Source organism: Halomonas sp. KAO (assembly GCF_015595025.1).
Classification (GTDB): domain Bacteria; phylum Pseudomonadota; class Gammaproteobacteria; order Pseudomonadales; family Halomonadaceae; genus Halomonas.
In genome coordinates this window covers 299,849-324,953 of sequence record NZ_JADNRL010000037.1, presented here as the reverse complement: position 1 = coordinate 324,953, position 25,105 = coordinate 299,849, and the positions used below count along the sequence as shown (strand labels likewise).

General features: G+C 64.5%; 23 protein-coding genes. 8 read left to right on the top strand and 15 right to left on the bottom strand.

Annotation, left to right across the window (positions count from 1 at the left end; all coding sequences use genetic code 11):
- From pyk to puuE, 8 genes are all read right to left on the bottom strand, one after another.
- Nucleotides 1–839: pyruvate kinase (pyk, locus tag IOC61_RS17490; RefSeq protein ID WP_195689994.1), on the bottom strand; the 839-nt coding region annotated here is incomplete at its 3' end.
- The gene (locus IOC61_RS17485; protein ID WP_195689993.1) at nucleotides 836–2,191 is read right to left on the bottom strand and encodes a glycerate kinase type-2 family protein; all 1,356 of its coding nucleotides are present in this window, start codon (nucleotides 2,189–2,191) and stop codon (nucleotides 836–838) included. The genes IOC61_RS17485 and pyk, both read right to left, overlap by 4 nt.
- A 265-nt stretch (nucleotides 2,192–2,456) precedes the next feature.
- The gene (locus IOC61_RS17480) at nucleotides 2,457–3,341 is read right to left on the bottom strand and encodes a 2-hydroxy-3-oxopropionate reductase (RefSeq protein WP_195689992.1); all 885 of its coding nucleotides are present in this window, start codon (nucleotides 3,339–3,341) and stop codon (nucleotides 2,457–2,459) included.
- A 216-nt stretch (nucleotides 3,342–3,557) separates the two neighbouring features.
- Nucleotides 3,558–4,337, bottom strand: coding sequence for a hydroxypyruvate isomerase (gene hyi / locus IOC61_RS17475; protein ID WP_195689991.1), 780 nt, complete (start codon nucleotides 4,335–4,337; stop codon nucleotides 3,558–3,560).
- Nucleotides 4,338–4,425: 88 nt separating this feature from the next.
- Entirely contained in the window at nucleotides 4,426–6,201 is a 1,776-nt protein-coding gene (gene gcl / locus IOC61_RS17470; protein ID WP_195689990.1) for a glyoxylate carboligase, read from the bottom strand.
- A gap of 254 nt (nucleotides 6,202–6,455) precedes the next feature.
- Nucleotides 6,456–7,307, bottom strand: coding sequence for a bifunctional allantoicase/(S)-ureidoglycine aminohydrolase (locus IOC61_RS17465; RefSeq protein WP_195689989.1), 852 nt, complete (start codon nucleotides 7,305–7,307; stop codon nucleotides 6,456–6,458).
- The gene (locus IOC61_RS17460; protein WP_195689988.1) at nucleotides 7,304–7,840 is read right to left on the bottom strand and encodes an ureidoglycolate lyase; all 537 of its coding nucleotides are present in this window, start codon (nucleotides 7,838–7,840) and stop codon (nucleotides 7,304–7,306) included. Before IOC61_RS17460 ends, IOC61_RS17465 begins: the two co-directional genes overlap by 4 nt.
- 72 nt (nucleotides 7,841–7,912) lie before the next feature.
- A complete protein-coding gene (puuE, locus tag IOC61_RS17455; protein ID WP_195689987.1) occupies nucleotides 7,913–8,845 on the bottom strand; it encodes an allantoinase PuuE in 933 nt (310 codons plus the stop codon).
- On the opposite strand from puuE, the gene IOC61_RS17450 reads away from it, so the two are divergent.
- The 4 genes from IOC61_RS17450 to IOC61_RS17435 all read left to right on the top strand — a co-directional run bounded on the left by IOC61_RS17450 (nucleotide 8,844) and on the right by IOC61_RS17435 (nucleotide 13,000).
- The gene (locus tag IOC61_RS17450; protein ID WP_195689986.1) at nucleotides 8,844–9,146 is read left to right on the top strand and encodes a hypothetical protein; all 303 of its coding nucleotides are present in this window, start codon (nucleotides 8,844–8,846) and stop codon (nucleotides 9,144–9,146) included. The two genes, puuE and IOC61_RS17450, sit on opposite strands and share 2 nt — an antisense overlap.
- Nucleotides 9,147–9,189: 43 nt before the next feature.
- Nucleotides 9,190–9,939, top strand: coding sequence for an aspartate/glutamate racemase family protein (locus IOC61_RS17445; RefSeq protein ID WP_195689985.1), 750 nt, complete (start codon nucleotides 9,190–9,192; stop codon nucleotides 9,937–9,939).
- Between the two features lie 115 nt (nucleotides 9,940–10,054).
- Nucleotides 10,055–11,431 carry an NCS1 family transporter gene (locus IOC61_RS17440; protein ID WP_195689984.1) on the top strand — a complete coding sequence of 459 codons (1,377 nt, stop codon included), beginning with the start codon at nucleotides 10,055–10,057 and terminating at the stop codon, nucleotides 11,429–11,431.
- Nucleotides 11,432–11,530: 99 nt separating this feature from the next.
- The gene (locus tag IOC61_RS17435) at nucleotides 11,531–13,000 is read left to right on the top strand and encodes an NCS1 family nucleobase:cation symporter-1 (protein WP_195689983.1); all 1,470 of its coding nucleotides are present in this window, start codon (nucleotides 11,531–11,533) and stop codon (nucleotides 12,998–13,000) included.
- 91 nt (nucleotides 13,001–13,091) lie between these two features.
- Here IOC61_RS17435 and IOC61_RS17430 read toward each other — a convergent pair whose 3' ends face one another.
- From IOC61_RS17430 to uraH, 3 genes are all read right to left on the bottom strand, one after another.
- Nucleotides 13,092–13,808: a GntR family transcriptional regulator gene (locus tag IOC61_RS17430; protein ID WP_132044401.1), complete on the bottom strand. Its 717-nt coding sequence runs from the start codon at nucleotides 13,806–13,808 to the stop codon at nucleotides 13,092–13,094.
- Between the two features lie 140 nt (nucleotides 13,809–13,948).
- Nucleotides 13,949–15,154 (bottom strand): urate hydroxylase PuuD, encoded by a 1,206-nt coding sequence (locus IOC61_RS17425; RefSeq protein WP_195689982.1) that lies wholly within the window; start codon nucleotides 15,152–15,154, stop codon nucleotides 13,949–13,951.
- A 51-nt stretch (nucleotides 15,155–15,205) separates the two neighbouring features.
- Nucleotides 15,206–15,559 (bottom strand): hydroxyisourate hydrolase, encoded by a 354-nt coding sequence (gene uraH / locus IOC61_RS17420; RefSeq protein WP_195689981.1) that lies wholly within the window; start codon nucleotides 15,557–15,559, stop codon nucleotides 15,206–15,208.
- Nucleotides 15,560–15,781: 222 nt separating this feature from the next.
- On the opposite strand from uraH, the gene uraD reads away from it, so the two are divergent.
- Nucleotides 15,782–16,315, top strand: coding sequence for a 2-oxo-4-hydroxy-4-carboxy-5-ureidoimidazoline decarboxylase (uraD, locus tag IOC61_RS17415; RefSeq protein WP_195689980.1), 534 nt, complete (start codon nucleotides 15,782–15,784; stop codon nucleotides 16,313–16,315).
- Between the two features lie 148 nt (nucleotides 16,316–16,463).
- Here the strand turns inward: uraD and IOC61_RS17410 are convergent, their stop codons facing one another.
- The gene (locus IOC61_RS17410; protein ID WP_195689979.1) at nucleotides 16,464–17,915 is read right to left on the bottom strand and encodes a uracil-xanthine permease family protein; all 1,452 of its coding nucleotides are present in this window, start codon (nucleotides 17,913–17,915) and stop codon (nucleotides 16,464–16,466) included.
- A 120-nt stretch (nucleotides 17,916–18,035) separates the two neighbouring features.
- A complete protein-coding gene (locus IOC61_RS17405; RefSeq protein ID WP_195689978.1) occupies nucleotides 18,036–18,887 on the bottom strand; it encodes a hypothetical protein in 852 nt (283 codons plus the stop codon).
- A gap of 236 nt (nucleotides 18,888–19,123) precedes the next feature.
- Between IOC61_RS17405 and IOC61_RS17400 the strand changes: the two genes are divergently transcribed.
- Nucleotides 19,124–19,765: a phosphoribosyltransferase gene (locus IOC61_RS17400; protein WP_195689977.1), complete on the top strand. Its 642-nt coding sequence runs from the start codon at nucleotides 19,124–19,126 to the stop codon at nucleotides 19,763–19,765.
- Nucleotides 19,766–19,787: 22 nt separating this feature from the next.
- Here the strand turns inward: IOC61_RS17400 and IOC61_RS17395 are convergent, their stop codons facing one another.
- A complete protein-coding gene (locus tag IOC61_RS17395) occupies nucleotides 19,788–20,495 on the bottom strand; it encodes a glutathione S-transferase N-terminal domain-containing protein (RefSeq protein WP_132044413.1) in 708 nt (235 codons plus the stop codon).
- A 344-nt stretch (nucleotides 20,496–20,839) separates the two neighbouring features.
- Between IOC61_RS17395 and IOC61_RS17390 the strand changes: the two genes are divergently transcribed.
- Entirely contained in the window at nucleotides 20,840–22,540 is a 1,701-nt protein-coding gene (locus tag IOC61_RS17390) for an L-lactate permease (protein ID WP_195689976.1), read from the top strand.
- Nucleotides 22,541–22,632: 92 nt separating this feature from the next.
- Here IOC61_RS17390 and glcC read toward each other — a convergent pair whose 3' ends face one another.
- Nucleotides 22,633–23,409, bottom strand: coding sequence for a transcriptional regulator GlcC (glcC, locus tag IOC61_RS17385; protein WP_205741929.1), 777 nt, complete (start codon nucleotides 23,407–23,409; stop codon nucleotides 22,633–22,635).
- Between the two features lie 174 nt (nucleotides 23,410–23,583).
- Here glcC and glcD point away from each other — a divergent pair, with 174 nt between their 5' ends.
- Nucleotides 23,584–25,089, top strand: a complete 1,506-nt coding sequence (gene glcD, locus IOC61_RS17380; protein WP_195689975.1) for a glycolate oxidase subunit GlcD — start codon at nucleotides 23,584–23,586, stop codon at nucleotides 25,087–25,089.
- The last annotated feature ends 16 nt before the right edge of the window (nucleotides 25,090–25,105 follow it).

Sequence of the window (25,105 nt, the reverse complement as noted above, 5' to 3'; positions counted from 1 at the left end):
CGCTTGATGATGCGCTTCTGGGTGCCGATCAGCTTCTCGTCACCGATCTCCACGCCGAGATCGCCACGCGCCACCATCACCGCCTCGCAGGCCTGGATGATGCCGTCCAGCGTCGCCTCGTCGGTCACCGCCTCGGCGCGCTCGAGCTTGGCCACCAGGCCGATCTCCTTGCCGGCCTCGCCCAGCAGGTCGCGGGCCTCGGCCATGTCGGCGGCATGCCGCGGAAACGAGACCGCCAGATAGTCCACGCCGATGTCGACGGCGGTGGCGAGGTCCGCCCTGTCCTTGTCGGTCAGCGCCGGCGCCGAGAGTCCGCCGCCCAGCTTGTTGATGCCCTTGTTGTTGGAGAGCCTGCCGCCCACGGTCACCGTGGTATGGATCTCCCGGCCCGCCACGGCGGTGACATCCAGCACCAGCCGGCCATCATCGAGCAGCAGGCGGTCGCCCGCCACCACATCCTCGATCAGCTGCTTGTAGTCGCAGCCCACGCGCTCCTCATTCCCCGCATCGCCGTCCAGGGCCATGTCGAGGGTAAAGGCAGCCCCTTCGGCGAGCTCCACCGCGCCGTCACGGAAGCGGGCGATGCGGATCTTCGGCCCCTGCAGATCGCCCAGGGCGGCGACGCTTCTGCCCAGGCGAGCGGCGATCTCGCGGACTCGCTCCAGGCGGCGGCGGTGATCGTCGGCAGTGCCGTGGGAGAAGTTGAGGCGCACCACGTCGACACCGGCCGCGATCATGGCCTCGAGCACGCCCTCGCGGTCGCTGGCGGGACCCAGGGTGGCGACGATCTTGGTGCGGCGAATGGGATCATGGATGGGAGCGTGGGGGGGTAGCGTCATGGCGTCCTCGGCAGAATCAGGATGGCACGGAAGTCGTTGACATTGGTCCGCGTCGGGCCGGTCACGATCAGCCGGTCCAATGCCTGAAAGAAAGTGTAGGCATCATTGCGTGACAGAAAGGCGTCGGGGTCAAGCCCCTGACGCTCCGCCCGTGCCCGGTCGGACGCCGCAAACAGCGCACCGGCATTGTCTTCCGAGCCGTCGATGCCATCGGTATCGATGGCCAGGGCGTGGATGCCCGGCGCCCCCTGAAGTGCCTCGAACAGGCCCAACAGGTACTCGACGTTGCGCCCGCCGCGGCCATCACCTCGCACGGTAACGCTGGTCTCGCCACCGGAGAGCAGCAGCAGCGGCCGCTCCCGCTCGCTCTGACTCGACAACGCCAGGCGCGCCTGGGCACGGCCCAGATCGCGAGCCTCACCCTCGAGATCATCGCCCAGCACACGCACCTCGATGCCGCTCGCCTCGGCGGCCATGCGGGCGGCGTTCAGGACGTCACAGGCACGCGCCAGCACCCGTGAGCGATCGCGGGCGAAGTCGGAATCACCCGGTGCCGGCGCCCTGTCGGCGGCCTCCAGATGGCGGCGCACGCCATCGGGAATCTCGATGCCATGGCGTTCCAGGGTGGCCAGGGCATCCGCCGGAGAGCTGGCATCCGGCAGCGTCGGACCGGAGGCGATCAGGGTCGGGTCGTCACCGGGCACATCGGAGATCAGCCAGGTCAGCACCCGAGCCGGGTGGGCCGCGGTGGCCAGCCGCCCACCCTTGATCGCCGACAGATGGCGACGCACGGTATTGATCTCGCGGATCGGTGCCCCGCAGCGCAGCAGGGCCTGGTTGAGGGCCTGCTTGTCGGCCAGGGTGATGCCCGGTGCCGGCAGGCTCATCAGCGCCGAACCACCGCCGGAAATCAGCGCGATCACCAGGTCATCCTCACCCAGCGGCTCGACCGCCTCGAGCATGCGCCGGGCGGCCTCCTCGCTCAGGCCATCGGGCATCGGGTGCGACGCCTCGAGCACCTCGATGCGCCGGCCCTCGCCCTGCGGCCCCTGGGGGCCCTGCCCTTGAGGACCATGCCCGTAGCGAGTCACCACCAGCCCCGTCAGCGGCGACTCGGGCTGCTGGGCCAGCCAGGCCCGCTCCAGTGCCGCGGCCATGGCGGCGGCGGCCTTGCCCGCTCCCACCACCACGGTGCGCCCGGCAGGTGCCGGCGGCAGCTCGGCGGGCAGCAGGCTGTCGGGGTGCACGGCATTCACGGCCGCATCGGCCAGTCCGCGTAGCCAGCTCAGGGCCTCGGGTTCCGACAGCGCGGCAATGGCCTCCGGGGTGGAGAGCGTCGGCAGAGTGATCATGGAGTTTTCCTCTTCAAGCTGATGATGCACGCCGGGCACCTATGATTCGGGGGTCGAGTTAAAGAACCCGACGACAGGGCGTTCCCTGTCGCCGGGAAAGGCCACCATAGGCGACCTGGGAGGCTGGTGACGACCCGACGCCAACCTCCCGGAGTCCGTCGATCTCGGCCGGCTACTGGCGGCCGGCGTAGCCCCGACAGACTCCACAGGGAGCAGTCACCTCCCCTGTCGTCGCTGACCCAGCACCGGGTCAGCGAACGAACCTTTACTGTCCTACCTCATGATCGGCCAGCACTTCCAGGGCCCTGAGGATACCGGCATGATCCCAGTCGGCGCCGCCATTGGCGGCGCAGGCCTGGAACAGCTGCTGGGCATTGGCGGTGCCGGGCAGCGACAGATTCAGCGTGCGCGCTCCCTCCAGCGCCAGGTTGAGATCCTTCTGGTGCAGCTTGATCTTGAAGCCGGGCTCGAAGGTCCGCTTGATCATGCGCTCGCCATGGACATCGAGAATCTTCGACTGGGCCAGGCCACCGAGCAGTGACTCGCGCACCTTGGCCACGTCGGCACCGGCCCTGGAGGCGAACAACAACCCTTCGGACACCGCCTCTATGGTAAGGGCGACGACAATCTGGTTGGCCACCTTGCAGGTCTGGCCGGCACCGTGGCCACCGATATGAGTGATGGTCTTGCCCAGCGCCTCGAGGATCGGCGTGGCGCGCCGAAACCCCTCATCGGTGGCACCGACCATGATGGTCAGGGTGGCGTTGATGGCACCGCCCTCGCCGCCGGAGACCGGGGCGTCGACATACTCCCCGCCTGCCTCGGTGATGCGCCTGGCGAACTCCTGGGTCGGGATCGGCGCAATGGAGCTCATGTCGATCACCAGGGTGCCGGGCTTGAGGCCCTCGATCACGCCACCTTCGCCGAACAGTACCTCCTCGACGTCGGGGGTGTCCGGGACCATGGTGATGATCACCTCCGAGGCCTCGGCGACCGCCTTGGGATCGGCCAGCTCCTGCATGCCCCTGGAGGCCAGGGTCTCGTCCAGGGTGCCGCGCTTGACGGTGGTCAGTTCATGGCCGGCATCCAGCAGATGGCCCGCCATGGGACGGCCCATGATGCCCAGTCCGATAAAACCGATCTTGCTCATGATATCTCTCCTGTCACGTGAAGTGCTGATACTGGATCTAGAGTGTTTTCTGTTTGGAAACGTCGCTCAAGACACCAGGGATGAGCGCCGGGGCCAAGACAGAGCGAGGGTCCTACGCCAAGGATGGCGTCGGTAGCGCCCAGGGAAGGGTTCACAGCGCCCTCGCGGCGTCTTGGCGCCGGAAAAGCTCATCCCGACCGGAAGCCAGCGGCCATTTCAGCCGCGAACCCCGTCCAGCCAGCCCAGGCCTTCCTGGGTACCCGCCTTGGGCTTGTACTCGCAGCCGATCCAGCCCTCATAGCCGAGACGCTCGAGATGGGCGAACAGGAAGGAGTAGTGGATCTCTCCGGTGCCCGGCTCGTGGCGGCCGGGATTGTCGGCCAGCTGCACATGGGCGATGCGCGCGAGGTTCGCCTCGATGGTCGGGGCCAGATCCCCTTCCATGATCTGCATGTGATAGATGTCGTACTGCAGCTTCAGGTTGTTCGAGCCCACCTCGTCGAACAGCGCCAGCGCCTGGGCGGTGCGGTTGAGGAAGAAGCCCGGGATGTCGCGGGTGTTGATCGGCTCGGCGACCAGCAGGATGCCCTCGGCCTCGAGCTTCTCGGCGGCGAAGCGCAGGTTCTCGATCAGGGTCTGGCGCGCCTGGTCGTCGCCGACGCCCTCGGGCTTGATGCCGGCCAGGCAGTTGACCTGGGTATTGCCCAGCATCCTGGCGTAGGCGATCGCCTGGTCGACACCCTTGCGGAACTCCTCGACGCGCCCCGGGTGGCAGGCGATGCCGCGCTCACCCGCGTCCCAGTCGCCGGCCGGCAGGTTGAACAGCACCTGGGTCAGGCCGTTGTCGTCGAGGCGCTTCCTGATCTCGGCGGCCTCGAAGTCATACGGAAAGAGGTACTCCACGCCCTTGAAGCCGGCCTTGGCGGCGGCCTCGAAGCGGTCGAGGAAGTCGACCTCGGTGAACAGCATGCTGAGATTGGCGGCAAACTTGGTCATGTGCATCTCCCTGTCTCTTTTCGTGTGGTTCGGCGATATTGCCGGAGCGCCCGCCGCCGCTCCCCATCGGCGACGAGACTAGTGTTCCTTAACGCAGCGCGGCGATGGAGCTCGGCGCGTCGGCGACGTTCTCGGCCAGCGCCTCGAACTCGTTGATGCCGGCCAGGTCGGTGCCCATGGCGATGTTGGTCACCCGCTCGAGGATGACCTCGACCACCACCGGCACGCGATGCTCCTTCATCAGCTCCCGGGCCTCGGCGAAGGCCGGCGCGATCCGGTCGGGCTCGGTGACGCGGATCGCCTTGCAGCCCAGCCCCTCGACAACCGAGACGTGATCCACGCCGTAGCCGTTGATCTCCGGGCAGTTGATGTTCTCGAAGGCGAGCTGAACCTGGTAGTCCATCTCGAAGCCGCGCTGGGCCTGGCGAATCAGCCCCAGGTAGGAGTTGTTCACCACCACGTGGAGGTAGGGCAGGTTGAACTGCGCCCCGACCGCCAGCTCCTCGATCATGAACTGGAAGTCATAGTCGCCGGAGAGCGCGACGATCTCGGTGTCCGGGTCGGCGCGACGCACGCCCAGGGCGGCCGGGATGGTCCAGCCCAGCGGGCCCGCCTGACCGCAGTTGATCCAGTGGCGCGGTTTGTAGACATGCAGGAACTGCGCGCCGGCGATCTGCGAGAGGCCGATGGTGCTGACGTAGCGGGTGTTCTTGCCGAACGCCTTGTTCATCTCCTCGTAGACGCGCTGGGGCTTGACCGGCACGTCGTCGAAGTGGGTCTTGCGCAGCAGGGTGCGCTTGCGCTCCTGACACGCCTCGGCCCAGGCGTTGCGCTCCTTGAGCTTGCCCGCGGCCTGCCACTCGCGGGCCACCTCGATGAACAGCTCGAGCGCCGCCCTGGCGTCGGAGACGATGCCGTAATCTGGGCCGAAGATGCGCCCGATCTGGGTCGGCTCGATGTCCACGTGGACGAACTTGCGGCCCTCGGTATAGGTCTCGAGCGTGCCGGTGTGACGGTTCGCCCAGCGGTTGCCGATGCCCATCACGAAGTCGGACTCGAGCAGGGTCGCGTTGCCGTAGCGGTGCGAGGTCTGCAGGCCGACCATGCCCGCCATCAGCTCGTGATCATCCGGAATGGCGCCCCAGCCCATCAGGGTCGGGATCACCGGCACCCCGGTCAGCTCGGCGAACTCGGTGAGCAGGTCGCCGGCATTGGCGTTGATGATGCCGCCCCCGGCCACCAGCAGCGGCTTGTCGGCCTCGTTGAGCATGCCCAGCGCCTTCTCCACCTGGGCGCGGCTGGCGGCCGGCTTGTAGGCGGGCAGCGACTCGTAGGTGTCCGGGTCGAACTCGATCTCGGTCATCTGCACGTCGATGGGCAGGTCGAGCAGCACCGGTCCCGGACGCGAGCTGCGCATGATCTGGAAGGCCTGCTGGAAGGCGCGCGGCACCTGGGCCGGCTCCTGCACGGTGATGGCCCACTTGGTGACGGGGCCGGCGATGGCCTGGATGTCCACCGCCTGGAAGTCCTCCTTGTGCAGCTTGCCGGTCGGTGCCTGACCGGTGATGCACAGGATCGGGATGGAGTCTGCGGAAGCGGAGTAGAGACCGGTGATCATGTCGGTGCCGGCCGGGCCGGAGGTGCCGATGCACACGCCGATGTTGCCGGCCTCGGCGCGGGTGTAGCCCTCGGCCATGTGCGAGGCGCCCTCGACATGGCGCGCCAGAATATGGTCCACCCCACCGATCCGACGCATTGCGGCGTAGAAGGGGTTGATGGCGGCGCCTGGCACGCCGAAGGCAACATCGACCCCTTCCTTCTTGAGTACATGAACAGCGGCTTCCGCGGCGGTCATCCGAGGCATGGCGGCTTACTCCTGTGAACATTTATTTTTATGGAAAATCATTCTGCATAATGAGAATAGACACCTACCCTTAGATCCGCCAGTTTTTTTGGAATTATTTTCCAAACTTTTTATACATCCAAAAAAGCCTCAATGAATCAGATCATTGAGGCTTTTCAAGTAGAAATCTTCTTCAAGAATCCAGTCACGCAGACATCTTCGTGCACAAGACACCGAGGCACTGCCTTGTCACCAGATGACTGCTGTACCGATTCTCAACGGCGCTGGCTGTAGGGCAGCGCCATGTGACGGTTGACGTCCTTGTACAGCAGATAGCGGAAGGGCCCCGGGCCACCCGCATAGCAGGCCTGCGGGCAGAAGGCGCGCAGCCACATGTAGTCGCCGGCCTCGACCTCGACCCACTGCTGGTTGAGGTGATAGACCGCCTTGCCCTCGAGCACGTAGAGACCGTGCTCCATGACGTGGGTCTCGTCGAAGGGGATCACGCCGCCGGGCTGGAAGGTGACGACGGTCACGTGCATGTCGTGGCGCAGGTCGTCCGGGTCGACGAAGCGGGTGGTGGCCCACACCTCGTTGCAGTCGGGCATCACGGTCGGCGTGATGTCGTTCTCGTTGACCACGAAGGCCTCCGGCACGTCGATGCCGTCGACATACTCGTAGGCCTTGCGGATCCAGTGGAAGCGCACCGGGGCGTCGGTCTCGTTGCGCAGCTGCCAGTCGCAGCCGGGCGGCAGGAAGGCGTAGCCACCGGGCACCATGCGATGCTTCTCGCCTTCGATGGTCAGCGTCATCTCGCCCTCCACCACGAACAGCACCCCCTCGGCACCGGCATCACTCTCCGGCCGCTCGCTGCCGCCACCCGGGGAGACCTCCATGATGTACTGGGAGAAGGTCTCGGCGAAGCCGGAGAGCGGACGCGACAGCACCCACAGGCGGGTGTTGTCCCAGTGGGGCAGCTTGCTGGTGACGATGTCGCGCATCACCCCCTTGGGAATCACCGCAAAGGCCTCGGTGAACATGGCGCGGTCGGTGGTCATCACCTTCTGGCTCGGATGACCGCCCTGGGGGGCATAGTACTGGCGAGAGGACTGATGCGGCTGACTCATGAGGTGGACTCCTGTTCGCTTTCGGTCGGCGTGACGGCCTCGCCCTGCGGCAGGGTCACGCGGATGTCGATGGGGTACTCGTCGCAGTTGTTGCCCTCGCCGCCGCGATCGACCACCAGGAACTCGCCCTCGCGCTCGAGCACCGACTGGATGGCGTGCCATGCCCCGGCGCGGTAGTTGACGCCCTGGCGACCATCGGTGACGAAGGCGCGCACGCTGTCGGGCTCGATGGTGTCGCCGGGGGGCGCCACCACCACGATGAAGCGCTCCTCATGCATCGGCACGAAGGCCTGGCTGCCCAGGGGGTGGCGTTCGAGAAACGGCAGCTCGAGCGGCAGCTCGACGGGCTGACTGACGAAGATGCTGATCAGTGCCCGGGCCCCCTCCCCCAGGGTCTCGATCCTGGCCAGGTCGTGATAGCGCCGAGTGCGGCCGGCGTTGATGGGAAAAGAGTCCGACGTTCGCGTATCGATCACCTCGCCGAAGGGCGCGAAGGCCTCGGGAGTGAGGGGCTGGGCCTCGAGTTCAAGCATGCTGGCTCCTGTAGACGGCAGGTCGGGTAGGCGGCGCACCGCCCACCTCTCGGGTTCGGGGATGACACCGGATCAGGGCGCGGGATGGTGCTCCGCCCAGTGGCGGGCGATATCCACACGCCGCGTCACCCAGACCCGCTCGTGGGCCTCGATATGATCCAGGAAGCGCTGCAGGGCGCGGAAGCGTCCCGGGCGTCCCAGCAGGCGGCAGTGCATGCCTACCGAAAGCATCTTCGGCGACTCCTCCCCCTCGGCATACAACACGTCGAAGGCATCACGCAGGTAGGTGAAGAAGTGGTCGGCGGTGTTGAACCCCTGGGGCGCGGCGAAGCGCATGTCGTTGGTGTCCAGGGTGTAGGGCACGACCAGATGGTCATGCTCGACGCCCTGAGTGTCCTTCTCGCGGGTCCAGAACGGCAGGTCGTCGCCATAGTAGTCACTGTCGTAGAGGAAGCCCCCCTCGTCGAGCACCAGCCGACGGGTATTGGGACTGTCACGGCCGGTATACCAGCCAAGCGGCTTCTCGCCGTAGAGCGACTGGAAGATATCGACGGCACGCCGCATGTGCTCGCGCTCGACCTCCTCGGAAACCTCCTGGTAGTGAATCCAGCGATAGCCATGACAGGCGACCTCGTGACCCAGCTCCTTGAAGGCATGGGCCACCTCGGGGTGGCGCTCCAGGGCCATGGCGACGCCGAAAACGGTCAGCGGCAGGCCGCGACGCTCGAACTCGCGCAGGATGCGCCACACCCCGGCCCGCGAGCCGTACTCATAGATTGACTCCATGCTCAGGTGGCGGTCCGCATAGCTGGCCGCGCCGATGATCTCCGAGAGGAACTGCTCGGACCCTTCGTCGCCATGCAGCACACAGTTCTCGCCGCCCTCCTCGTAGTTGAGCACGAACTGCACGGCGATTCGGGCATTGCCGGGCCAGTTGGCGTGGGGCGGGGTGCGGCCATAGCCGATCAGGTCGCGAGGGTAGTGGGAGGCGGAGGCATGGGTCATGGCGAAGTGTCCTGATTGTTATGGGAGCGGCGATCCCGACGATGCGGCCTGCTCCCGTGTATACAAAAACAAAAATAATGTGTCTCCAGGGCAACTTCAAGCCGTAGACGCCCCCGAAATTGAATACAAAAAGCTATACAAATTGGCGACATCCTATGAAGCAAGGCACCCTGTTAGACCAATGTCGGGTATCCATCAGGCCGGGGAAAACGGCGAAAAATGGCTTGAAAGCCGCGCCACAGGCGGGCTGAAGGCCCACGGCGGGATGACAAGGATCCGCGTTGCTTCCAGAACAAAATGACTCTACTTTGTGTACAAACAGGACAAAGACACGGAACTCCTCCATGAACCTGCATATCATCAATCCCAATACAACCGCCGGCATGACCGAGACCATCGGCGAAGCGGCCCGCAGGGTCAGTGCCCCGGATACCCGAATCGTCGCCACTCAACCCTCCCACGGCCCGGTCTCCATCGAGAGCCACTTCGACGAGGCCATCAGCGTCGTGGGGGTGCTCGAGGAGATACTGAACGGTGAAAAGGATGGCGCCGACGCCTACATCATTGCCTGCTTCGGCGACCCGGGCCTGCTCGCCGCCCGGGAACTGACCCAGGCACCGGTGATCGGTATCGCCGAGGCGGCCTTTCATATGGCAACGCTGATCAGCACTCGTTTCTCCGTCGTTACCACGCTGGCGCGCACCGGCATCATCGCCGAGCATCTGCTTGACCAGTATGGCTTCTCCCACCACTGCCGCCGGGTACGGGCCGCCGAGATACCGGTACTCGACCTGGAGAACGATGGTGACGCCGCCCTCACCCGCATCATCGAGGAGTGCCGACGCGCCCGCGACGAAGACCAGATCGGCGCTATCGTTCTGGGCTGTGGCGGCATGGCCGATCTGACCGACACCATCAGCCGCGAGGTCGGCCTGCCGGTCGTCGAGGGCGTTACCGCCGCCGTCAAGCTGGCCGAGGCCCTGACCGGCCTGGGGCTTGGCACCAGCAAGCATGGCGACCTGGCCTTCCCACGCCCGAAACCCTTCAGCGGGCGCGACGAGGGCTTCTCGAACCTGCAACCGACACGCCGATAGGCGCTTGACGCGCCCTGAACACCGACATGTGAGAGCTCATCTGGCGCTCACCACACCGCAAGCCCTCCTGACGGATGCGCAAAGATAACCACAACGCACTTGCGAGGACATCAGCATGAGCAACCCGACCACCTACAGCGACGCGGCTCGAGCGGCCGCTCCCCAACCCGCGGGCAGCGACGCTCACAAGGCGCCGGGCCAGGAATCCCTGGCCCCCCAGCAGACCCGAATCATGGGACGCGCCTCCTACTTCCTGGCCTGGTTCGGCGGCTGCGTCTCCATCGGCACCTTCGCCATGGGCTCGAGCGTTGTCGGCACCCTGAACCTGGTTCAGGCGACACTCGCCATCGCCATTGGCTGCTTCGTGATCGGCATCGCCCTGGCACTGAACGGTGCCGCCGGCTACAAGTACGGCATTCCCTTCATGGTGCAGGCGCGTAGTGCCTTCGGCTTCACCGGCACAAGATTGCCGGGACTGGTACGCGCCGTGCCGGCGGTGGTGTGGTACGGCTTCCAGAGCTGGATCGGCGCCGGGGCGTTGAACATGGTGTCGACCACGCTGTTTGGCTTCGACAACCTGGTGTTCTACTTCATCACCTTCCAGCTGTTGCAGATCGCTCTCTCGGTGATGGGCTTCCAGGGTATCAAGTGGCTGGAGAATATCGGCAGCGCCTTCATCCTCGCCTCCCTGATGTACATGTTCTACGCCACCGTGCAGCGTTACGGTGATGAGCTCTCCACAAGCCTTCTGACCATGGAAGGTTCCTGGGGCATGCCCTTCTGGGGCGCCACCATGCTGTTCCTGGGCATCTACAGCACCATGATGCTCAACGTCAGCGACTACGCCCGAGAACACAGGCGTGGGACCGGCGCCGGGCTTCTGACCACCATCTACGCCATGTCAATCCTGCCCTGCACCCTGTTCATGGGCCTGATCGGCTACATGGTGTCCGAGGCTACGGGAACCGCCGACCCGATCCAGGTATTTACCAACGCTGTCGACAACACGCCGCTGCTGATGGCCACCCTGCTGTTTATCGCCTTCGCCCAGGTCACCACCAATGTGCTCAACAATGTGGTGCCGCCCACCTATGTCCTCATGGACGTCTTCAAGATCAAGTTCAAGATCGCTACCGTGATCGTCGGCCTGCTCGCCTTCGCCACCTTCCCGTGGAAACTGGTTCAGCCAGACTCCGCCGATGGCCTGCAGCTCTTCGTTCAGACCTACTCCGCCTTCCTCGGCCCGATCTTCGCCATCCTGGTGGTGGACTACTTCCTGATCCGGCGTCGCACCCTGGACCTCGACAAGCTGTATAACGAGACCGGGCCCTATCGGGGCGTCAACCCGGCCGCCCTGATCGCCACCGCCACAGGCATCATCGCCGCGCTGAGCTTCTCGTCAATATCCTGGTACGCGAGCCTGATCCCCGCGGGCATCACCTACTACCTCTTGATGAAGAACTGGGCACCCTGCCAGCGATTCTGTCAGTAAGGCACCTGCAGATCAGGCTCCCCTGACCACGAACCCGGCCTTACCTGGCAGTAAGGCCCGTCAATACAGCGAGACCAGAAGGCTTCACACATGACTCACATGTCCGACCAAGAGCTGAAGATCCGGCATATCGACCCCAGCCTCTACAACAAGGACCTGGCCCCCATCAAGAAGGCCGATCGCAGCTGGGGCTGGTTTGAAATCTTCAACGTCTGGTCGAACGACATCCAGAGCCTGTTCGGTTACACCCTGGCTGCCTCGCTGTTCATCTCCTACGGCCTCAACGGCTGGGCGGTGATGGCAGCGATCGTTCTCGCCGGCTTTGTGGTAATGCTGCTGGTCAACCTGAGCGGCAAGCCCAGCGTCAAGTATGGTGTCCCCTTTCCGGTGATGATTCGTGCCAGCATGGGAGTTCGCGGGGCCAACTTCCCCGCCATGCTGCGCGCCATCACCGGCATCTTCTGGTACGGCGTCCAGACCTATTTCGCCTCAACGGCGGTCTCTCTGCTGCTCACATCGCTATTCGGCAACCCCGGCGGCGAGTGGCTGGGCATGTCGGCCCTGGACTGGCTCTCCTTCGTGATCGTCTGGGCCTTCCAGATCGCCCTGTTCTGGCAGGGCATCGAACGTATCAAGCACTTCCTCAACTGGGCCGGGCCGCTGGTCTATGTGGTGATGATCGCGCTGATGATCATCGTGTGGGTGCGCGCTGGCAGCGACCTGCTGCCGGCAGTCGATACCATCTTCCGCGGCAGCAGCGACTATAACGGCAGTGCAATCGGTGCCTTCCTGGCGATTACCGGTACGATGATCGCCTACTTTGCAGCGGTGGTGATCAACTTCGGCGACTTCACCCGCTTCGTGAAGAGCGAGAAGCAGATGAAACTCGGCAACCTGGTAGGCCTGCCACTCAATGTCGCCTTCTTCTCCTTCATCGCCCTGATCATCACCGCCGGCACCCTGGCGCTGTTCGGCGAAACCATGACCAATCCATCGGACATCATCGCCCACGTTGACTCACTGCCACTGACCATCATCGCAGCGATAACCTTCTTCGCCGCCACCGTAGGCATCAATCTGGTGGCCAACTTCATTCCGCCGGCCTATGACCTGGCCAACCTGTTTCCACGCTATATCAGCTTCCGCATTGGCGGGCTGATCACCGCCGTGGTGGCCTTCTTCGTCGGTGGCCTCTGGGTATCGGTGATCAGCCAGGTCGGCATCTCGGGGTTCGTGAATGCCGTTGGCGCCATCGTTGCACCCTTCTACGGCATCATCGTGGTGGATTACTACCTGATTCGACGCCAGCGGCTCAACATTCAGGAGATGTTCTCCGCGGCTCCCGATAGTGCCTACTACTATCTCAAGGGGTGGAACAAGCGTGCCATCTGGGCTTTCCTGCTCTCCGCGCTGTTCTCGATCTCTTCGGTATGGGTGCCGGCTCTCGAGGCTCTTGGCGGTTACGCCTGGCTGATCGGTGCCGCACTGGGGGGGATCTTCTACTACTGTCTGATGCGGCGGCAGAAAGTGCCGTCTCTCGATCCTCTCACCTCTCCCGCCTCTCTCTAGGCAAGCCCCCCCACCGCCCACCTCGACATGCAACGGCCGCCTGACAGGCGGCCGTTGCATGTCGAAGCCGAGCCTTTGTCGAGCCGTGCCTTCAGCCAGCGAAGATGCGCTGCAGGTCGGGCGTTTCCTCCTCCTCCTCGGTAATCGACAGGGACTCCTCGATCGCCTTGAGGTGGCGACTCATGAACGCCGCGGCACGCTCGCCACTCTTCTCCTGCAGGTAGCCGATCAGATCCTCGTGGTCATGCGTCTCACACCCCAGATGACCAGGCTTGCCATAGACCGCCAGAATCAACGAGGAGCGAAAGCAGAGCCGCTCGACGAAATCGGCCAGGGTGGCATTGCCGGCGAGACGCGCCAGCCGCGTATGGAAATCAGCCGAATAACGAATCGCCGCACTATGCTCGCCCTTTCGCAGGGCCCGCTGCTCCTTGTCGGAGATCTCGCGCAATGCATGAACGCTCTCCTCGTCGATGCGCCGTGCCACCTCGGGCATCAGTCCGCACTCCACCATCTGGCGAGCCTCGAACACCTCCCGAGCCTCCTCGGCGGTAGGCCGCGTGACGCTGGCTCCGCGTCGCGGTGTGAGGGTGACCAGCTGCTCCAGCGCCAGCCGCTGGAGGATCTTGCGGATTCCGGTGCGACTGACCCCAAATACTTCGGCTAGAGCATCCTCGCGCAGGCGCGCACCGGGCTTGAGCCTATGCTCGATGATGGCATCGCTGATCGCCCGGTGGATCGCCTCGTGACGTTCGGCCCCATCCCCGTTCTTGCCGCGACGCCCCCGGACCTCCTGACGCTGGTTCATGTGACCTGGCTCCCTGTGGTTGGCTATCCATATTGTATACGCAAAAACCGGGCAATTACGTCACTTGCTCGCCTACACACTGCCAGGTTGAAGAAGCCAACGGGAAGGCGAGTCAGCGGCATCGCACATGGGCTTACAGGTCATGGCGACCAGGCGGCGATGGTGGCGCGCTCCTCCTCGGTAATGCCGGTGATATTGCCCAGTGGCATGTAGCCGCTGGCAACGACCCCCTGGATCTTCTGCATTTGTTCCATGATCTGCTCGCCGGTGTCATAAGCCAGGCCCGCCGGCGGCGCATTGAAGCCAGGCTGGGTGGGGTCGCTGGCATGGCAGGCGACACAGCGAGACTCGATGATCGGCTGCACCTCGGAAAGCGATACGCTGGCGGACGCCTGGGCCTGTCCCGCACTGACACCGACGGTCGGCATGGCGACCCAGAAGGCGACGGCGATCAGGGCCGTTCCGGCGATCGGATAGGCCGGCTGGATCCTGCCGGCATGCATCAACACGAAGAACTGGCGAATCAGCGCGCCGGCGAAGATGAACAGCGACATGATCACCCACGCAGACTCGTGGGAGTAGGCGAAGGAGTAGTGGTTGCTGATCATCAGCAAGACCACCGGCAGCGTGAAGTAGGTGTTGTGCACCGAACGCTGCTTTCCGCGCTTGCCGTCAAGCGGATTGGGCGCTTCCCCGGCCTTCATCGCCTTCACCATGCGGCGCTGGCCCGGGATGATCCAGAAGAAGACGTTGGCCGACATGGCGGTGGCCATCACCGCGCCGGTCAACAGAAAGGCCGCCCGTCCCGAGAAGATCTGAGTACTCAGATAGGCAACCACCACCATCATCACCGCCACCGCGACACTGAGCAGACCATCGCGGGTCATGTCGGGGCTGATGCGCTTGCACAGCTCGTTGTAGACCACCCAGCCGCCAAGCAGGAACAACAGCGCCACCACATTGGCCTGCCAGCCACTCATGTTGGCGGCCCACTCCCAGCTGGCATTGGGATTGACCAGGTAGAAGCTGGGGTTGGCCATGTAGAGCAGGATGAACAGCGCGAAGCCCGACAGCCAGGTGGTGTAGGCCTTCCAGAATGACCAGTGAAGGTCCTCGGGCAGCTTGGCCGGCGCCGTGGCGTACTTCTGGTTATGGTAGAAGCCACCACCATGCACCGCCCACATCTCGCCGAACACCCCCTTGTCGCGATCCTCGGCGGCCTTGGGGGTACGTAGCCCATTATCCAGCATCACGAAATAGATCGATTCCCCGATCCAGGCAATCGCTGCGATGACATGTAGCCAGCGCAGCATGAAGTTTCCGAAGTCCAGCAGGTAGGCTTGCATAAGAGGCCTCGTCTAGCGTCTTGTTATGGGCTGTCGGCGAGAGGGCTTTCCTCAGCTACCGCGATAGGTGGAGTAGCCATAGGGCGAGAGCAGCAGTGGCACATGGTAGTGCGCATCGGCATCGGCCACGCCGAAGCGCAGCGGAATCACGTCGAGGAAGCGCGGCTCATCGGCCTCGACACCCTGAGCGCGCAGATAGTCCCCGGCATGGAAGACCAGCTCATACTGACCGGTGACGAACGCCTCACCATCGAGGATCGGATCGTCGCAGCGGCCATCGTCATTGGTCACCACTTCCTTGAGACGAGTGCGCCGCTCGCCCTCCAGCCGATAGACCTCTATGCGGATACCCTCGCCCGGGCATCCCTTGGCGGTGTCGAGTACGTGGGTGGTCAGGCGTCCCATGGTGATACTCCTTGGTGTCACTTCGTGAATTGTCGAGATAAGGGCCGGATTCGTTTGTTGATATCGGCTGCTCAGGGTTAACCTGAGAGCATGAAGACAGTTTTAGCCAGTTTAGGGGTACATTTCAAAATATTTTTTGTATACATTTAGTCGACACCCTCACGACAAGCTGCCTGGTCAATCGTCGTGACCCCCTGCCACACCCCGCCAAGGAGAATGACAATGAGCCACAACACCCTTACTCCGCCCCCAAGCCAGCTGGACAAGTCCGCCTTCGTGGCCGCCTACGGGGAGATCTACGAGCACTCTCCCTGGGTTGCCGAGCTGGCCTGGGAGCAGGGACTGAACACTGACCACGACTCGCCTGCAGGCCTGGCGAAGGCCATGGGTGAGGTACTGACCGACGCCTCCGCCGAACACCAGCTCGCGGTGATTCGCGCCCACCCTGACCTCGCCGGCAAGGCCGCCGTCGCCGGTGAGCTGACCGACGACTCGACCCGGGAGCAGGCTGGCGCCGGCCTGGATCAGTGCTCACCGGAGGAGATGGCACGCTTCGAGCGGCTCAACGAGGCCTACAAGGAGAAGTTCGGCTTTCCCTTCGTGATGGCCGTCAAGGGCAACGACCGTTATGCCATCCTGAACGCATTCGAGACTCGGCTCGAGAATGACCCCGCCGAGGAACGCCGCACCGCGGTGGAACAGATCAACCGCATCGCCCGCTTCCGCCTCGAGGCACGAGCCGAAGCCAACGCCTGACGCCTCTCCCGATCGACGGCTCCTCTCCCCGCCAATCAGCCAGACAAGGCGCCGGGCAACCGGCGCCCCATGCTTCGAACACGACACCGCCCGGCATCATGCCGGGCGGAAGCGTGGTACAGGCGTTACATCAATGGGCCTCGTCAGGTCAGCGATTGACATGGGGCGCAGTACCGAGGGGGGCGTCACCCTCGGTATCGACATCCGTCAGCGGCTGAGCGTCAGGACCCTGCCCTGCAGCCTCGGCGTCGGCCCGAGCAATCTCTTCGCGCTCACGCCGCTCGTCGGCCAGTGATCGACTCGGCAGCACGATATTGAGCACGAAGGAGGTGATCGCCGCCACCACGATCGGCGCGCCCCCGATAACGTTCTGGACCATCTGCGGAAACTGCTCGATGGCCGCCGGCACCTGGGAGATGCCCAGGGCCAGGGCCAGGGAGAGGCCGACGATGGTCACGTTGCGGGCCGAAAGCTCATCCTTGATGAGCAGCTGGATGCCGGTCATGGTGATCATCCCGAACACCGTGACGGTAGCACCGCCCAGTACCGGATAGGGAATGGTGGTCATGATGGCGCTGAACTTGGGACTCAGGCCAGCGAGCACCATGAACAGGCCGGCGATGGCCAGCACCGATCGACTAATCACCTTGGTCATGGCGACGATGCCGACGTTCTGGCTGAAGGTGGAGGTCGGCAGTGCCGCGAACAGCGAGCTCAGGGCGGTGGTCAGGCCGTTGCCCAGCAGCCCGCCCGTCAGCTCCCTGGTCTTCAGCTCGCGGTTCATCCCCGCCACGCTGGTGGCGGAGAGATCACCGATGGTCTGTACCGAGTTGATCACGCAGATCACCACCATGGAGACGATCGCCGCCGAGTGAAACTCGAGCTGGAAGGGCATGAACTCCGGTACGGCCAGCCAGCGCGCTGCAGCCACCGAACTGAAGTCGACCATGCCCATCGGCAGCGCCACCGCATAGCCGACCAGGATACCGACGATGATCGCCGACAGCCGAACCACGCCGCGGCCAAACTGGGAGGCGCCCAGCACCGCCAGCAGGGTGATGATGCCCACCATCCAGTTGGCCAGGTCACCGAACCCTTCGGCGTTGACGTTGCCGCTGCCCGCCATGTAGCGAATGGCGATGTCGTAAAGTGACAGGCCGATCACCAGCACCACGGTGCCCGCCACGATCGGCGGAAACAGGTGGCGAATGTACTGAATGAAGTAACCGACCACCATCATGGTGATACCGCCGATCAGCTGGGCGCCGAGGATGCCCTCGATGCCGAACTGGCCACCCACGGCGATCAGGGTCGGTACATAGGCGAAGCCCACGCCGAAGATCGCCGGCATCCGAGCGCCGAACTTCCACACCCCGTAGAGATGGAACAGGGTGCAGAGACCCGAGGCGAGCACCGCCACCTGGATCAGCAGCAGCTTCTCCTGAGGCGTCGAGCCGACCACCCCGGCGATGATGATCGGCGGGGTGATCACGCCGGCGATCATCGCCAGCACGTGCTGCAGCGAGATGGGCAACGCCTTGTAGACCGGCGGCCGCCCTTGAAAGTCAAACAGCGAAGTATTGCGCGTCTTGGTTGTCATGGGGCTATCCGGGGCTGTTGTTGTATGACGTCAATGCATACCGCATGTCGATACCAATGACCACAGCAGTGTGGACTCTTTAAACATAAAGTTGTACACATTATTATCGTCTCGAGTCGCTTAGAGGTGCCACTCGAGCTGGAAGGTCGGCGCATCGGTATCCACCTCATCCTTGCCGTGGTTGCCGAACTTGTTACGCCAGTACTCGTAACCCACCCCGGCCCACAGCTGGTTCGCCTCGCCCCAGGCCAGCTGGCCGACGTCGAGCATGAGTGAGGTGCGCATCAACTGCTCGGGGTCGGTATCGTTGCCCTGATAGTCCTCTCCCTTCTCGCCGTTATAGTTGTAGAACCCCTGGAACTTCAGCGGCAGCGGGCCGGCCACGAAAGGCACTCCCCAGGCCAGGTTGATCTGGTAGTAGGGGTCGAACTCGATCTCGTTGACGTCGCAGAAGCTCGCGCCGCAGTGGTTCCACTCATGGGCGTAGAAGAGGCTCAGGTCGACGAACCCCTTGGGCACGTCGAACTTCAGCGTCGGCCCTACCACCAGCAGGCGCTTGCGCGGTGCGAAGTCGGTGTTCTTGGTGTTGAGGTCGAAGCCACCGGTCAACGCCACGTCCTTGATCGGCCCGAAAGCCGCTGGCTCGCCGGTGAGCTTGCCGAGCTGCAGCTGGTGGCGATAGGTCAGATAGGCCTCGGTGGCACCGCTATCGCCGCCGCTGGCCGGGTCGGCGCTGTCGGACTGCAGCACGTCAAGATTAAGAAAGTTCTGACCGAGCGAGTAACCGCTGACATGGGTGAACTGCAGCACGTGTTTTTCGATGTCACGAGGGTTGCCCGGCTCGGTGAACTGGGTGCCATGGCGATAGCCGATGAAGGTATCGCTCCAGGTTGTCGCCTGGGCATTACCGGCGACGAGACTGGCAAGCAGCAGGCCGGCGCTCAGACGGGGCCTGGGGATGCACTCCTGCATAAGAGGGCTCTCCATTTGTTGTGGTTATTGGATACACTGAACTAAGATCAGTGTTCACAGAATAGACCATAAAACTGTATACGAAAAACCCCTCTTCTCCGGCCGATGCTTGATCGACCTTGCCAACACATTCCCTGGAGTCAGGGACCGCAAGCCCGCGGGGGGGCCCCATGACATGGGGGTATCACCTCGGGAACCACTAGACTGAGGAATGGTAGCCGCCAGGAGGATCATCCATGTTTCAACACCGACGTGACGCCGCCGAACGCCTGGCCACGAGGCTCAGCCACCTGCATGGCCTCCACCCGCTGGTGCTGGCCATTCCCCGCGGCGGGGTGCCCATGGGGCGGGTCATCGCCGACGCCCTGCAGGGGGAGCTAGACGTGGTGCTGGTGCGCAAGATCGGTGCACCGGGCAATCCGGAGTACGCCATCGGCGCGGTCAGTGAGGATGGCAGCGTGCACCTGGAGGAGGAGGCACGGCACTGCCGGGAGGAGTGGCTGGCCGGTGCGATTGCCCGCCAGCGGGAGTTGATCGAGGAGCGCCGCCGGCGTTACACCCCGGTGCGCAGCCCCATCGAACCGACGGGGCGCACCCTGGTGGTGGTGGATGACGGCAGCGCCACCGGCGCGACCATGGCCGCGGCGCTGGCGACCCTTCGCCAGCGCCATCCCGCACGCCTGATCGCCGCCCTGGGCGTGGCGCCGCCCGACACCGTGGCGCGGCTGGAAACGCTGGCCGACGAGGTGATCTGTATCGGGGTGCCCGGGCACTTCGCCGCCGTGGGCCAGTTCTTTACCGATTTCGATCAGGTCAGCGACGACGAGGTGGTGGCCCTGCTTGCCGCCGACGATGACGGTACGTCAGCCACGCCCTGACCCACCGTCGATGCGGGCCGCCTCAGCGATAGGCACCCTCGATGTCGGTGATGCGCATGGCGTGCCGCCCCAGGCCACCATGCAGATCCAGCATGCGCTCGAGCCAGGCATGGACCGGATCGGCATTGGAGACCAGATCGGCGCTGGAAACGCAGCGCGCCCACATGAAGTTGCCGAACACCAGGTAGTCGGCCGCTGCCGGGGACGCTCCGTCGATGAATTCCGACTCCTTGAGCAGGCCGCGCAGGGGCTCGAGCGCCGCATCGAGCTGGGCGAGCCCCCTGGAGGGCGAGTGAAACTCCTCCAGCGTACGGCCGAAGCGCTTTTCACGCGTTTCGCGGAAGTAGTCCCGGTCATCGGGATGAATGGCATTGAGCAGATCCATGATGATCGTACGCAGCATGGCCGGTGCCAGGGTACGCTCGGCAAAATGCTTGAAGAAGCGGGCGCGTGCCGCGGCAAGGCCCTCACCGATCAGTGGTGCCTCCGGGTAAGTGCGGTCCAGGTAGCGCAGGATCTCATAGCTGTCGGTCACCACCGTTTCGCCATCGACCAGTACCGGCACCTTGTCATGGTCGGCGAACGCCAGGGCCTCCCGGTCGGTGAAGCGCCACGGCCGCGCCTCGACTTCCAGCCCCTTGTGAGCCAGGGCATATCGCACGCGCCAGCAGAATGGCGAGAAGCGCAGCTCCTCGTCGACACCACACAGGTCATACAGTACTCGAGACATACGAACCTCTCCTCAGCGTAAAGGGCAATCACCCGACGAAGTCTGCCAGGCTCCTGGCCCCGGTGTCAGGCCGCTCACCATGCTCACCCTCGGCGAGGCTGCTGTCCATTAGTCTAATAAACACTTGGGGCTTAACGCCCCCCGCCTCCTGCTGTTTTTTAAATTTCATTTTCTTATCAGTCGCTTAGCGATAAGGCGACGGATAGAGAAGTTATCGAAAGATTGGTCATACCAACTTTCCAGAGATGGAAAGCCTCTCCTTGACGCCGTAATGTCCGGCTGGCTGAACATTCGGCCGATCCCCTTTGGTCACAACAACGACTCCCGATCGAGGAACCCTATCCATGAATGACACCCTTCTCGCACTGCTGGCCTTCGCGCCCCTGGTGCTTGCCGGCGTGCTGCTCATCGGTCTGCGCATGGCGGCCAGGACCGCCATGCCGATCGTCTTCGTGGTCACCGCCATCATCGCCCTGTTTGCCTGGGAGATGACCGCCACCCGCGTCATGGCCTCTACCCTCCAGGGCCTGATGCTCACGGTATCGATCCTGTGGATCATCTTCGGTGCCATCCTGCTGCTCAACACCCTGAAGCATTCGGGCGGCATCAAGGCCATCCGCAACGGTTTCTCCGGCATCAGCCCCGATCGCCGCGTCCAGGCAATCATCGTCGCCTGGCTGTTCGGCTGCTTTATCGAGGGCGCCTCCGGCTTCGGCACCCCCGCCGCCGTCGCGGCCCCGCTGATGGTGGCACTCGGTTTCCCGGCGCTGGCCGCCGTGGTGGTGGGAATGATGATCCAGTCCACCCCGGTCTCCTTCGGTGCCGTCGGCACCCCCATCGTGGTGGGCGTCTCCGGTGGCCTGGACCGCACCGGCATTACCGAGACCCTCGAGGCCGGTGGGGCCAGCTGGATGGAGTACTTCCATCTGATCGCCGGTGAGGTCGCGGTGACCCACGGCATCGTCGGCATCCTGATGCCCTTGATCATGGTGGTTGTCATGGTGCGCTTCTTCGGTGCCAACCGCTCCTGGAGGGAGGGACTCTCCATCGCCCCCTTCGCTATCTTCGCCGGGATCAGCTTCGTGGTGCCCTACATGCTGGCCGGCGTGCTGCTGGGGCCGGAGTTCCCGTCGATGATCGGTGCCATGGTCGGCCTGGCCATCGTCGTGCCGGCCGCTCGCCGCGGCTTCCTGATCCCCAGCGACACCTGGGACTTTCCGGAGAGCAACGCCTGGCCCGACCACTGGATCGGCAAGCTCGAGATCAAGCTGGATGACGTCACCGGCAAGGCACCGGTCTCCACCCTGATGGGCTGGGTACCCTATGTGCTGCTGGCTGTGATCCTGGTCGCCTCGCGCACCATCGAACCCTTCAAGAGTGCGCTGACGTCGTTCTCCTTCGGCTGGAGCAATATCCTCGGCGAGGCGGGAGTCTCCGGCGCCATCCAGCCCCTCTACCTGCCGGGTGGCATCCTGCTGATGGTGGTGCTGCTCACCGCCCTGCTCCACCGCATGCGCATGGGCGAGATCAAGGCGGCCTTCGGCGAGTCCACCCGGACCATCCTCGGCGCCGGCTTCGTACTGATCTTCACCATTCCCATGGTACGGATCCTGATCAACTCGGGAGTCAATGCCGCCGATCTGGTCTCCATGCCGGTCGCCATGGCCCAGCTGGTGGCCAACAGCGTGGGCGATATCTACCCCTTCTTCGCCCCTGCCGTGGGCGCGCTGGGGGCCTTTATCGCCGGCTCCAACACGGTCTCCAACCTGATGCTGGCCGACTTCCAGTTCAATGTCGCCCAGCAGCTCGGCCTCTCCACCGCCTTCATGGTGGCCCTGCAGGCCGTGGGTGCCGCCGCGGGCAACATGATCGCGATTCACAACGTGGTCGCCGCCTCGGCCACGGTGGGCCTGCTCGGCCGCGAGGGCGAGACCATCCGCAAGACGATCCTGCCGACGATCTACTACCTCGTCGCCACCGGGATCATCGCGCTGCTCGCCTTCTATGTGCTGGGCATCGGCGATCCCCTGCTCGGCCTCGGCTGATCGAGCCTCATGCGCGCCAGCGCCCTCGGCACTGCCGGGGGCGCTGGCGTCTTGAGGCACTGGCCGAGCTGCGGTGACGACAGGCGAAGGGGTTACTCCCACCCCTCCAGCCGCATCGTCGATCGCTCCAGGCGCTCGTCCTCGGCCTCGATCTCGCGCAGGGCCTCGCCGATGCTGTTCAGGTGCTCCAGTGCCACACGACGGGCCAGCTGCGGCTTGCCCTTGACCACGGCATCATGCAGGCGCGCATGCTGGCGGTTGATCATCTCGCGGGGTTGCGGACGATGATAGAGATTCTTCACCGAGGCGAAGACCGAACTGAGCAGCAGCTCGGTCAGGTTCTGCAGGGTGTGTACCAGCACCGGGTTATGGGAGGCCTGGGAGATCGCCAGATGGAAGGCGTGGTCGAGCCTCGCCAGACGCTCCACATCGATGGGGTCGGCGCTCGCCACATAGTCGGCCATCTCCCGATAGCGCCGGGTGATCAGCACCCTGTCTGCCGGATTGCCGCGACTGGCGGCCAGCTGCGCCGATTCCCCCTCGAGCAGGGCTCGCACCTCGAGCAGGTCGAACAGGGTCCGCGGGTGGTCGCGAAACAGGTGCATCAACGGGCTCTGCTCGCGCGCCGGAAGCAGCGCGGCCACCGTGGAGCCACGGCCGTGACGGGTCTCGATGATGCCCTTGCTGCGCAGGATGCGCATCCCCTCGCGCAGCGAGGCGCGGGACACGCCCAGCCGCTCGCACAGCCGCCGCTCCGAGGGCAGCAGCTGGCCGGTACGGAAGATACCGTCCAGGATCAGCCGCTCGAGGCGCGCGGCCACCCCTTCCGGGGTGCGCTGTCCGCCGAGTGATTCCTCATGAGTCAACACCTTGGCCTCCTCCGATCAGACCAAAATCTGGTCTGACCAGTGCACCACAAGCTGGACAGCAGCGCCAGCGCTGCCAGGATAGGAGAGTGGTGAAGCACGCCGCAGGGCACGCCACGCACCCACGAGCCGCCATCCCGGACCTTCCACCTTGACGATACGTATGGGGAAACCCCGATGAATACACAGTACGACGCTCGGCTCGATGGCGAGCCACCCCTTCTTGACCAGGCCGAGGTTCTGGCCGACCTCCGCCAGGCACTGCCCGACATGGCCCTGCTGCATCGCGAGGAGGACCTGCGCCCCTTCGAGTGCGACGGCCTTTCCGCCTATCGCGCCCTGCCCATGCTGGTGGCGCTGCCCGAGACACTCACCCAGGTCGAGACCCTGCTCAAGCGCTGCCACGCCCTGGGCGTACCGGTGGTGACCCGCGGTGCCGGCACCGGCCTGTCGGGCGGCGCCCTGCCGCTTGCGCACGGGGTGCTGCTGGTGATGTCACGCTTCAGTCGTATCCTCGAGATCGACCCCGATGCGCGCACCGCGCGGGTGCAGCCCGGGGTACGCAACCTGGCGATCTCCGAGGCGGCAGCCCCCTACGGGCTCTATTACGCCCCGGACCCCTCCTCCCAGATCGCCTGCTCCATCGGCGGCAACGTGGCCGAGAATGCCGGCGGCGTGCACTGCCTCAAGTACGGCCTCACCGTGCACAACGTGATCAAGGTCGAGGTGCTGACCATCGAGGGCGAGCCCATGACCCTGGGCGCCGACGCCCTGGATGCTCCCGGCTTCGATCTGCTGGCCCTGTTCAACGGCTCCGAGGGCATGCTCGGCGTGGTCACCGAAATCACCGTCAAGCTGCTGCCCAAGCCCGAGAGCGCCAAGGTCCTGATGGCCAGCTTCGACGACATCGAGAAGGCCGGCGATGCCGTGGGTGCCATCATCGCCGCGGGCATCATTCCCGGGGGGCTGGAGATGATGGACAACCTGGCGATCCGCGCCGCCGAGGACTTCATCGGCGCCGGCTACCCGGTGGAGGCCGAGGCGATCCTGCTGTGTGAACTGGACGGTGTCGAGGCGGACGTGGACGACGACTGTCAGACCGTGCGCCGCGTGCTGGAGAAAGCCGGCGCGACCGGTATCCAGCAGGCCCGTGATGAAGCCGAGCGCGCGCTGTTCTGGGCCGGCCGCAAGAACGCCTTTCCCGCCGTGGGACGCATGTCGCCTGATTACTACTGCATGGATGGCACCATTCCTCGTCGCGAGCTGGCCCGCGTGCTCAAGGGCATCGGCGATCTCGGCGAGGAGTATGGCCTGCGTGTGGCCAACGTCTTCCACGCCGGCGACGGCAACATGCACCCGCTGATCCTGTTCGATGCCAACCAGCCCGGCGAATTCGAGCGGGCCGAGGCGCTCGGCAGCCGCATCCTCGAGCTCTGCGTCGAGGTGGGTGGCACCATCACCGGCGAGCATGGCGTGGGCCGCGAGAAGATTCATCAGATGTGCGTACAGTTCACTCCCTGCGAACTGGCCACCTTCCGCGCCGCCAAGGCGGCCTTCGATCCCAGAGAGCTGCTCAACCCGGGCAAGAACATCCCCACGCCGGCCCGCTGCTCCGAGTTCCGCCTGACCAAGAGCGCCGGCGATGCTCCCGCCCCGACCCAGGCCCCGAAGAGCCACGGCTGAGAGACACAAGACATGG

What these genes read in the sequence shown, in the direction of transcription:
- gcl (WP_195689990.1), bottom strand. Translation starts at nt 6,201, where the DNA reads ATGCCTCGGATGACCGCCGCGGAAGCCGCTGTTCATGTACTCAAGAAG.
- IOC61_RS17425 (WP_195689982.1), bottom strand. Translation starts at nt 15,154, where the DNA reads ATGCAAGCCTACCTGCTGGACTTCGGAAACTTCATGCTGCGCTGGCTA.
- IOC61_RS17440 (WP_195689984.1), top strand. Translation starts at nt 10,055, where the DNA reads ATGAGCAACCCGACCACCTACAGCGACGCGGCTCGAGCGGCCGCTCCC.
- IOC61_RS17435 (WP_195689983.1), top strand. Translation starts at nt 11,531, where the DNA reads ATGTCCGACCAAGAGCTGAAGATCCGGCATATCGACCCCAGCCTCTAC.
- IOC61_RS17410 (WP_195689979.1), bottom strand. Translation starts at nt 17,915, where the DNA reads ATGACAACCAAGACGCGCAATACTTCGCTGTTTGACTTTCAAGGGCGG.
- IOC61_RS17485 (WP_195689993.1), bottom strand. Translation starts at nt 2,191, where the DNA reads ATGATCACTCTGCCGACGCTCTCCACCCCGGAGGCCATTGCCGCGCTG.
- IOC61_RS17430 (WP_132044401.1), bottom strand. Translation starts at nt 13,808, where the DNA reads ATGAACCAGCGTCAGGAGGTCCGGGGGCGTCGCGGCAAGAACGGGGAT.
- IOC61_RS17390 (WP_195689976.1), top strand. Translation starts at nt 20,840, where the DNA reads ATGAATGACACCCTTCTCGCACTGCTGGCCTTCGCGCCCCTGGTGCTT.
- IOC61_RS17445 (WP_195689985.1), top strand. Translation starts at nt 9,190, where the DNA reads ATGAACCTGCATATCATCAATCCCAATACAACCGCCGGCATGACCGAG.
- IOC61_RS17405 (WP_195689978.1), bottom strand. Translation starts at nt 18,887, where the DNA reads ATGCAGGAGTGCATCCCCAGGCCCCGTCTGAGCGCCGGCCTGCTGCTT.
- IOC61_RS17465 (WP_195689989.1), bottom strand. Translation starts at nt 7,307, where the DNA reads ATGAGTCAGCCGCATCAGTCCTCTCGCCAGTACTATGCCCCCCAGGGC.
- glcD (WP_195689975.1), top strand. Translation starts at nt 23,584, where the DNA reads ATGAATACACAGTACGACGCTCGGCTCGATGGCGAGCCACCCCTTCTT.
- hyi (WP_195689991.1), bottom strand. Translation starts at nt 4,337, where the DNA reads ATGACCAAGTTTGCCGCCAATCTCAGCATGCTGTTCACCGAGGTCGAC.
- uraD (WP_195689980.1), top strand. Translation starts at nt 15,782, where the DNA reads ATGAGCCACAACACCCTTACTCCGCCCCCAAGCCAGCTGGACAAGTCC.
- IOC61_RS17395 (WP_132044413.1), bottom strand. Translation starts at nt 20,495, where the DNA reads ATGTCTCGAGTACTGTATGACCTGTGTGGTGTCGACGAGGAGCTGCGC.
- IOC61_RS17400 (WP_195689977.1), top strand. Translation starts at nt 19,124, where the DNA reads ATGTTTCAACACCGACGTGACGCCGCCGAACGCCTGGCCACGAGGCTC.
- IOC61_RS17450 (WP_195689986.1), top strand. Translation starts at nt 8,844, where the DNA reads ATGGCGAAGTGTCCTGATTGTTATGGGAGCGGCGATCCCGACGATGCG.
- IOC61_RS17460 (WP_195689988.1), bottom strand. Translation starts at nt 7,840, where the DNA reads ATGCTTGAACTCGAGGCCCAGCCCCTCACTCCCGAGGCCTTCGCGCCC.
- IOC61_RS17480 (WP_195689992.1), bottom strand. Translation starts at nt 3,341, where the DNA reads ATGAGCAAGATCGGTTTTATCGGACTGGGCATCATGGGCCGTCCCATG.
- puuE (WP_195689987.1), bottom strand. Translation starts at nt 8,845, where the DNA reads ATGACCCATGCCTCCGCCTCCCACTACCCTCGCGACCTGATCGGCTAT.
- uraH (WP_195689981.1), bottom strand. Translation starts at nt 15,559, where the DNA reads ATGGGACGCCTGACCACCCACGTACTCGACACCGCCAAGGGATGCCCG.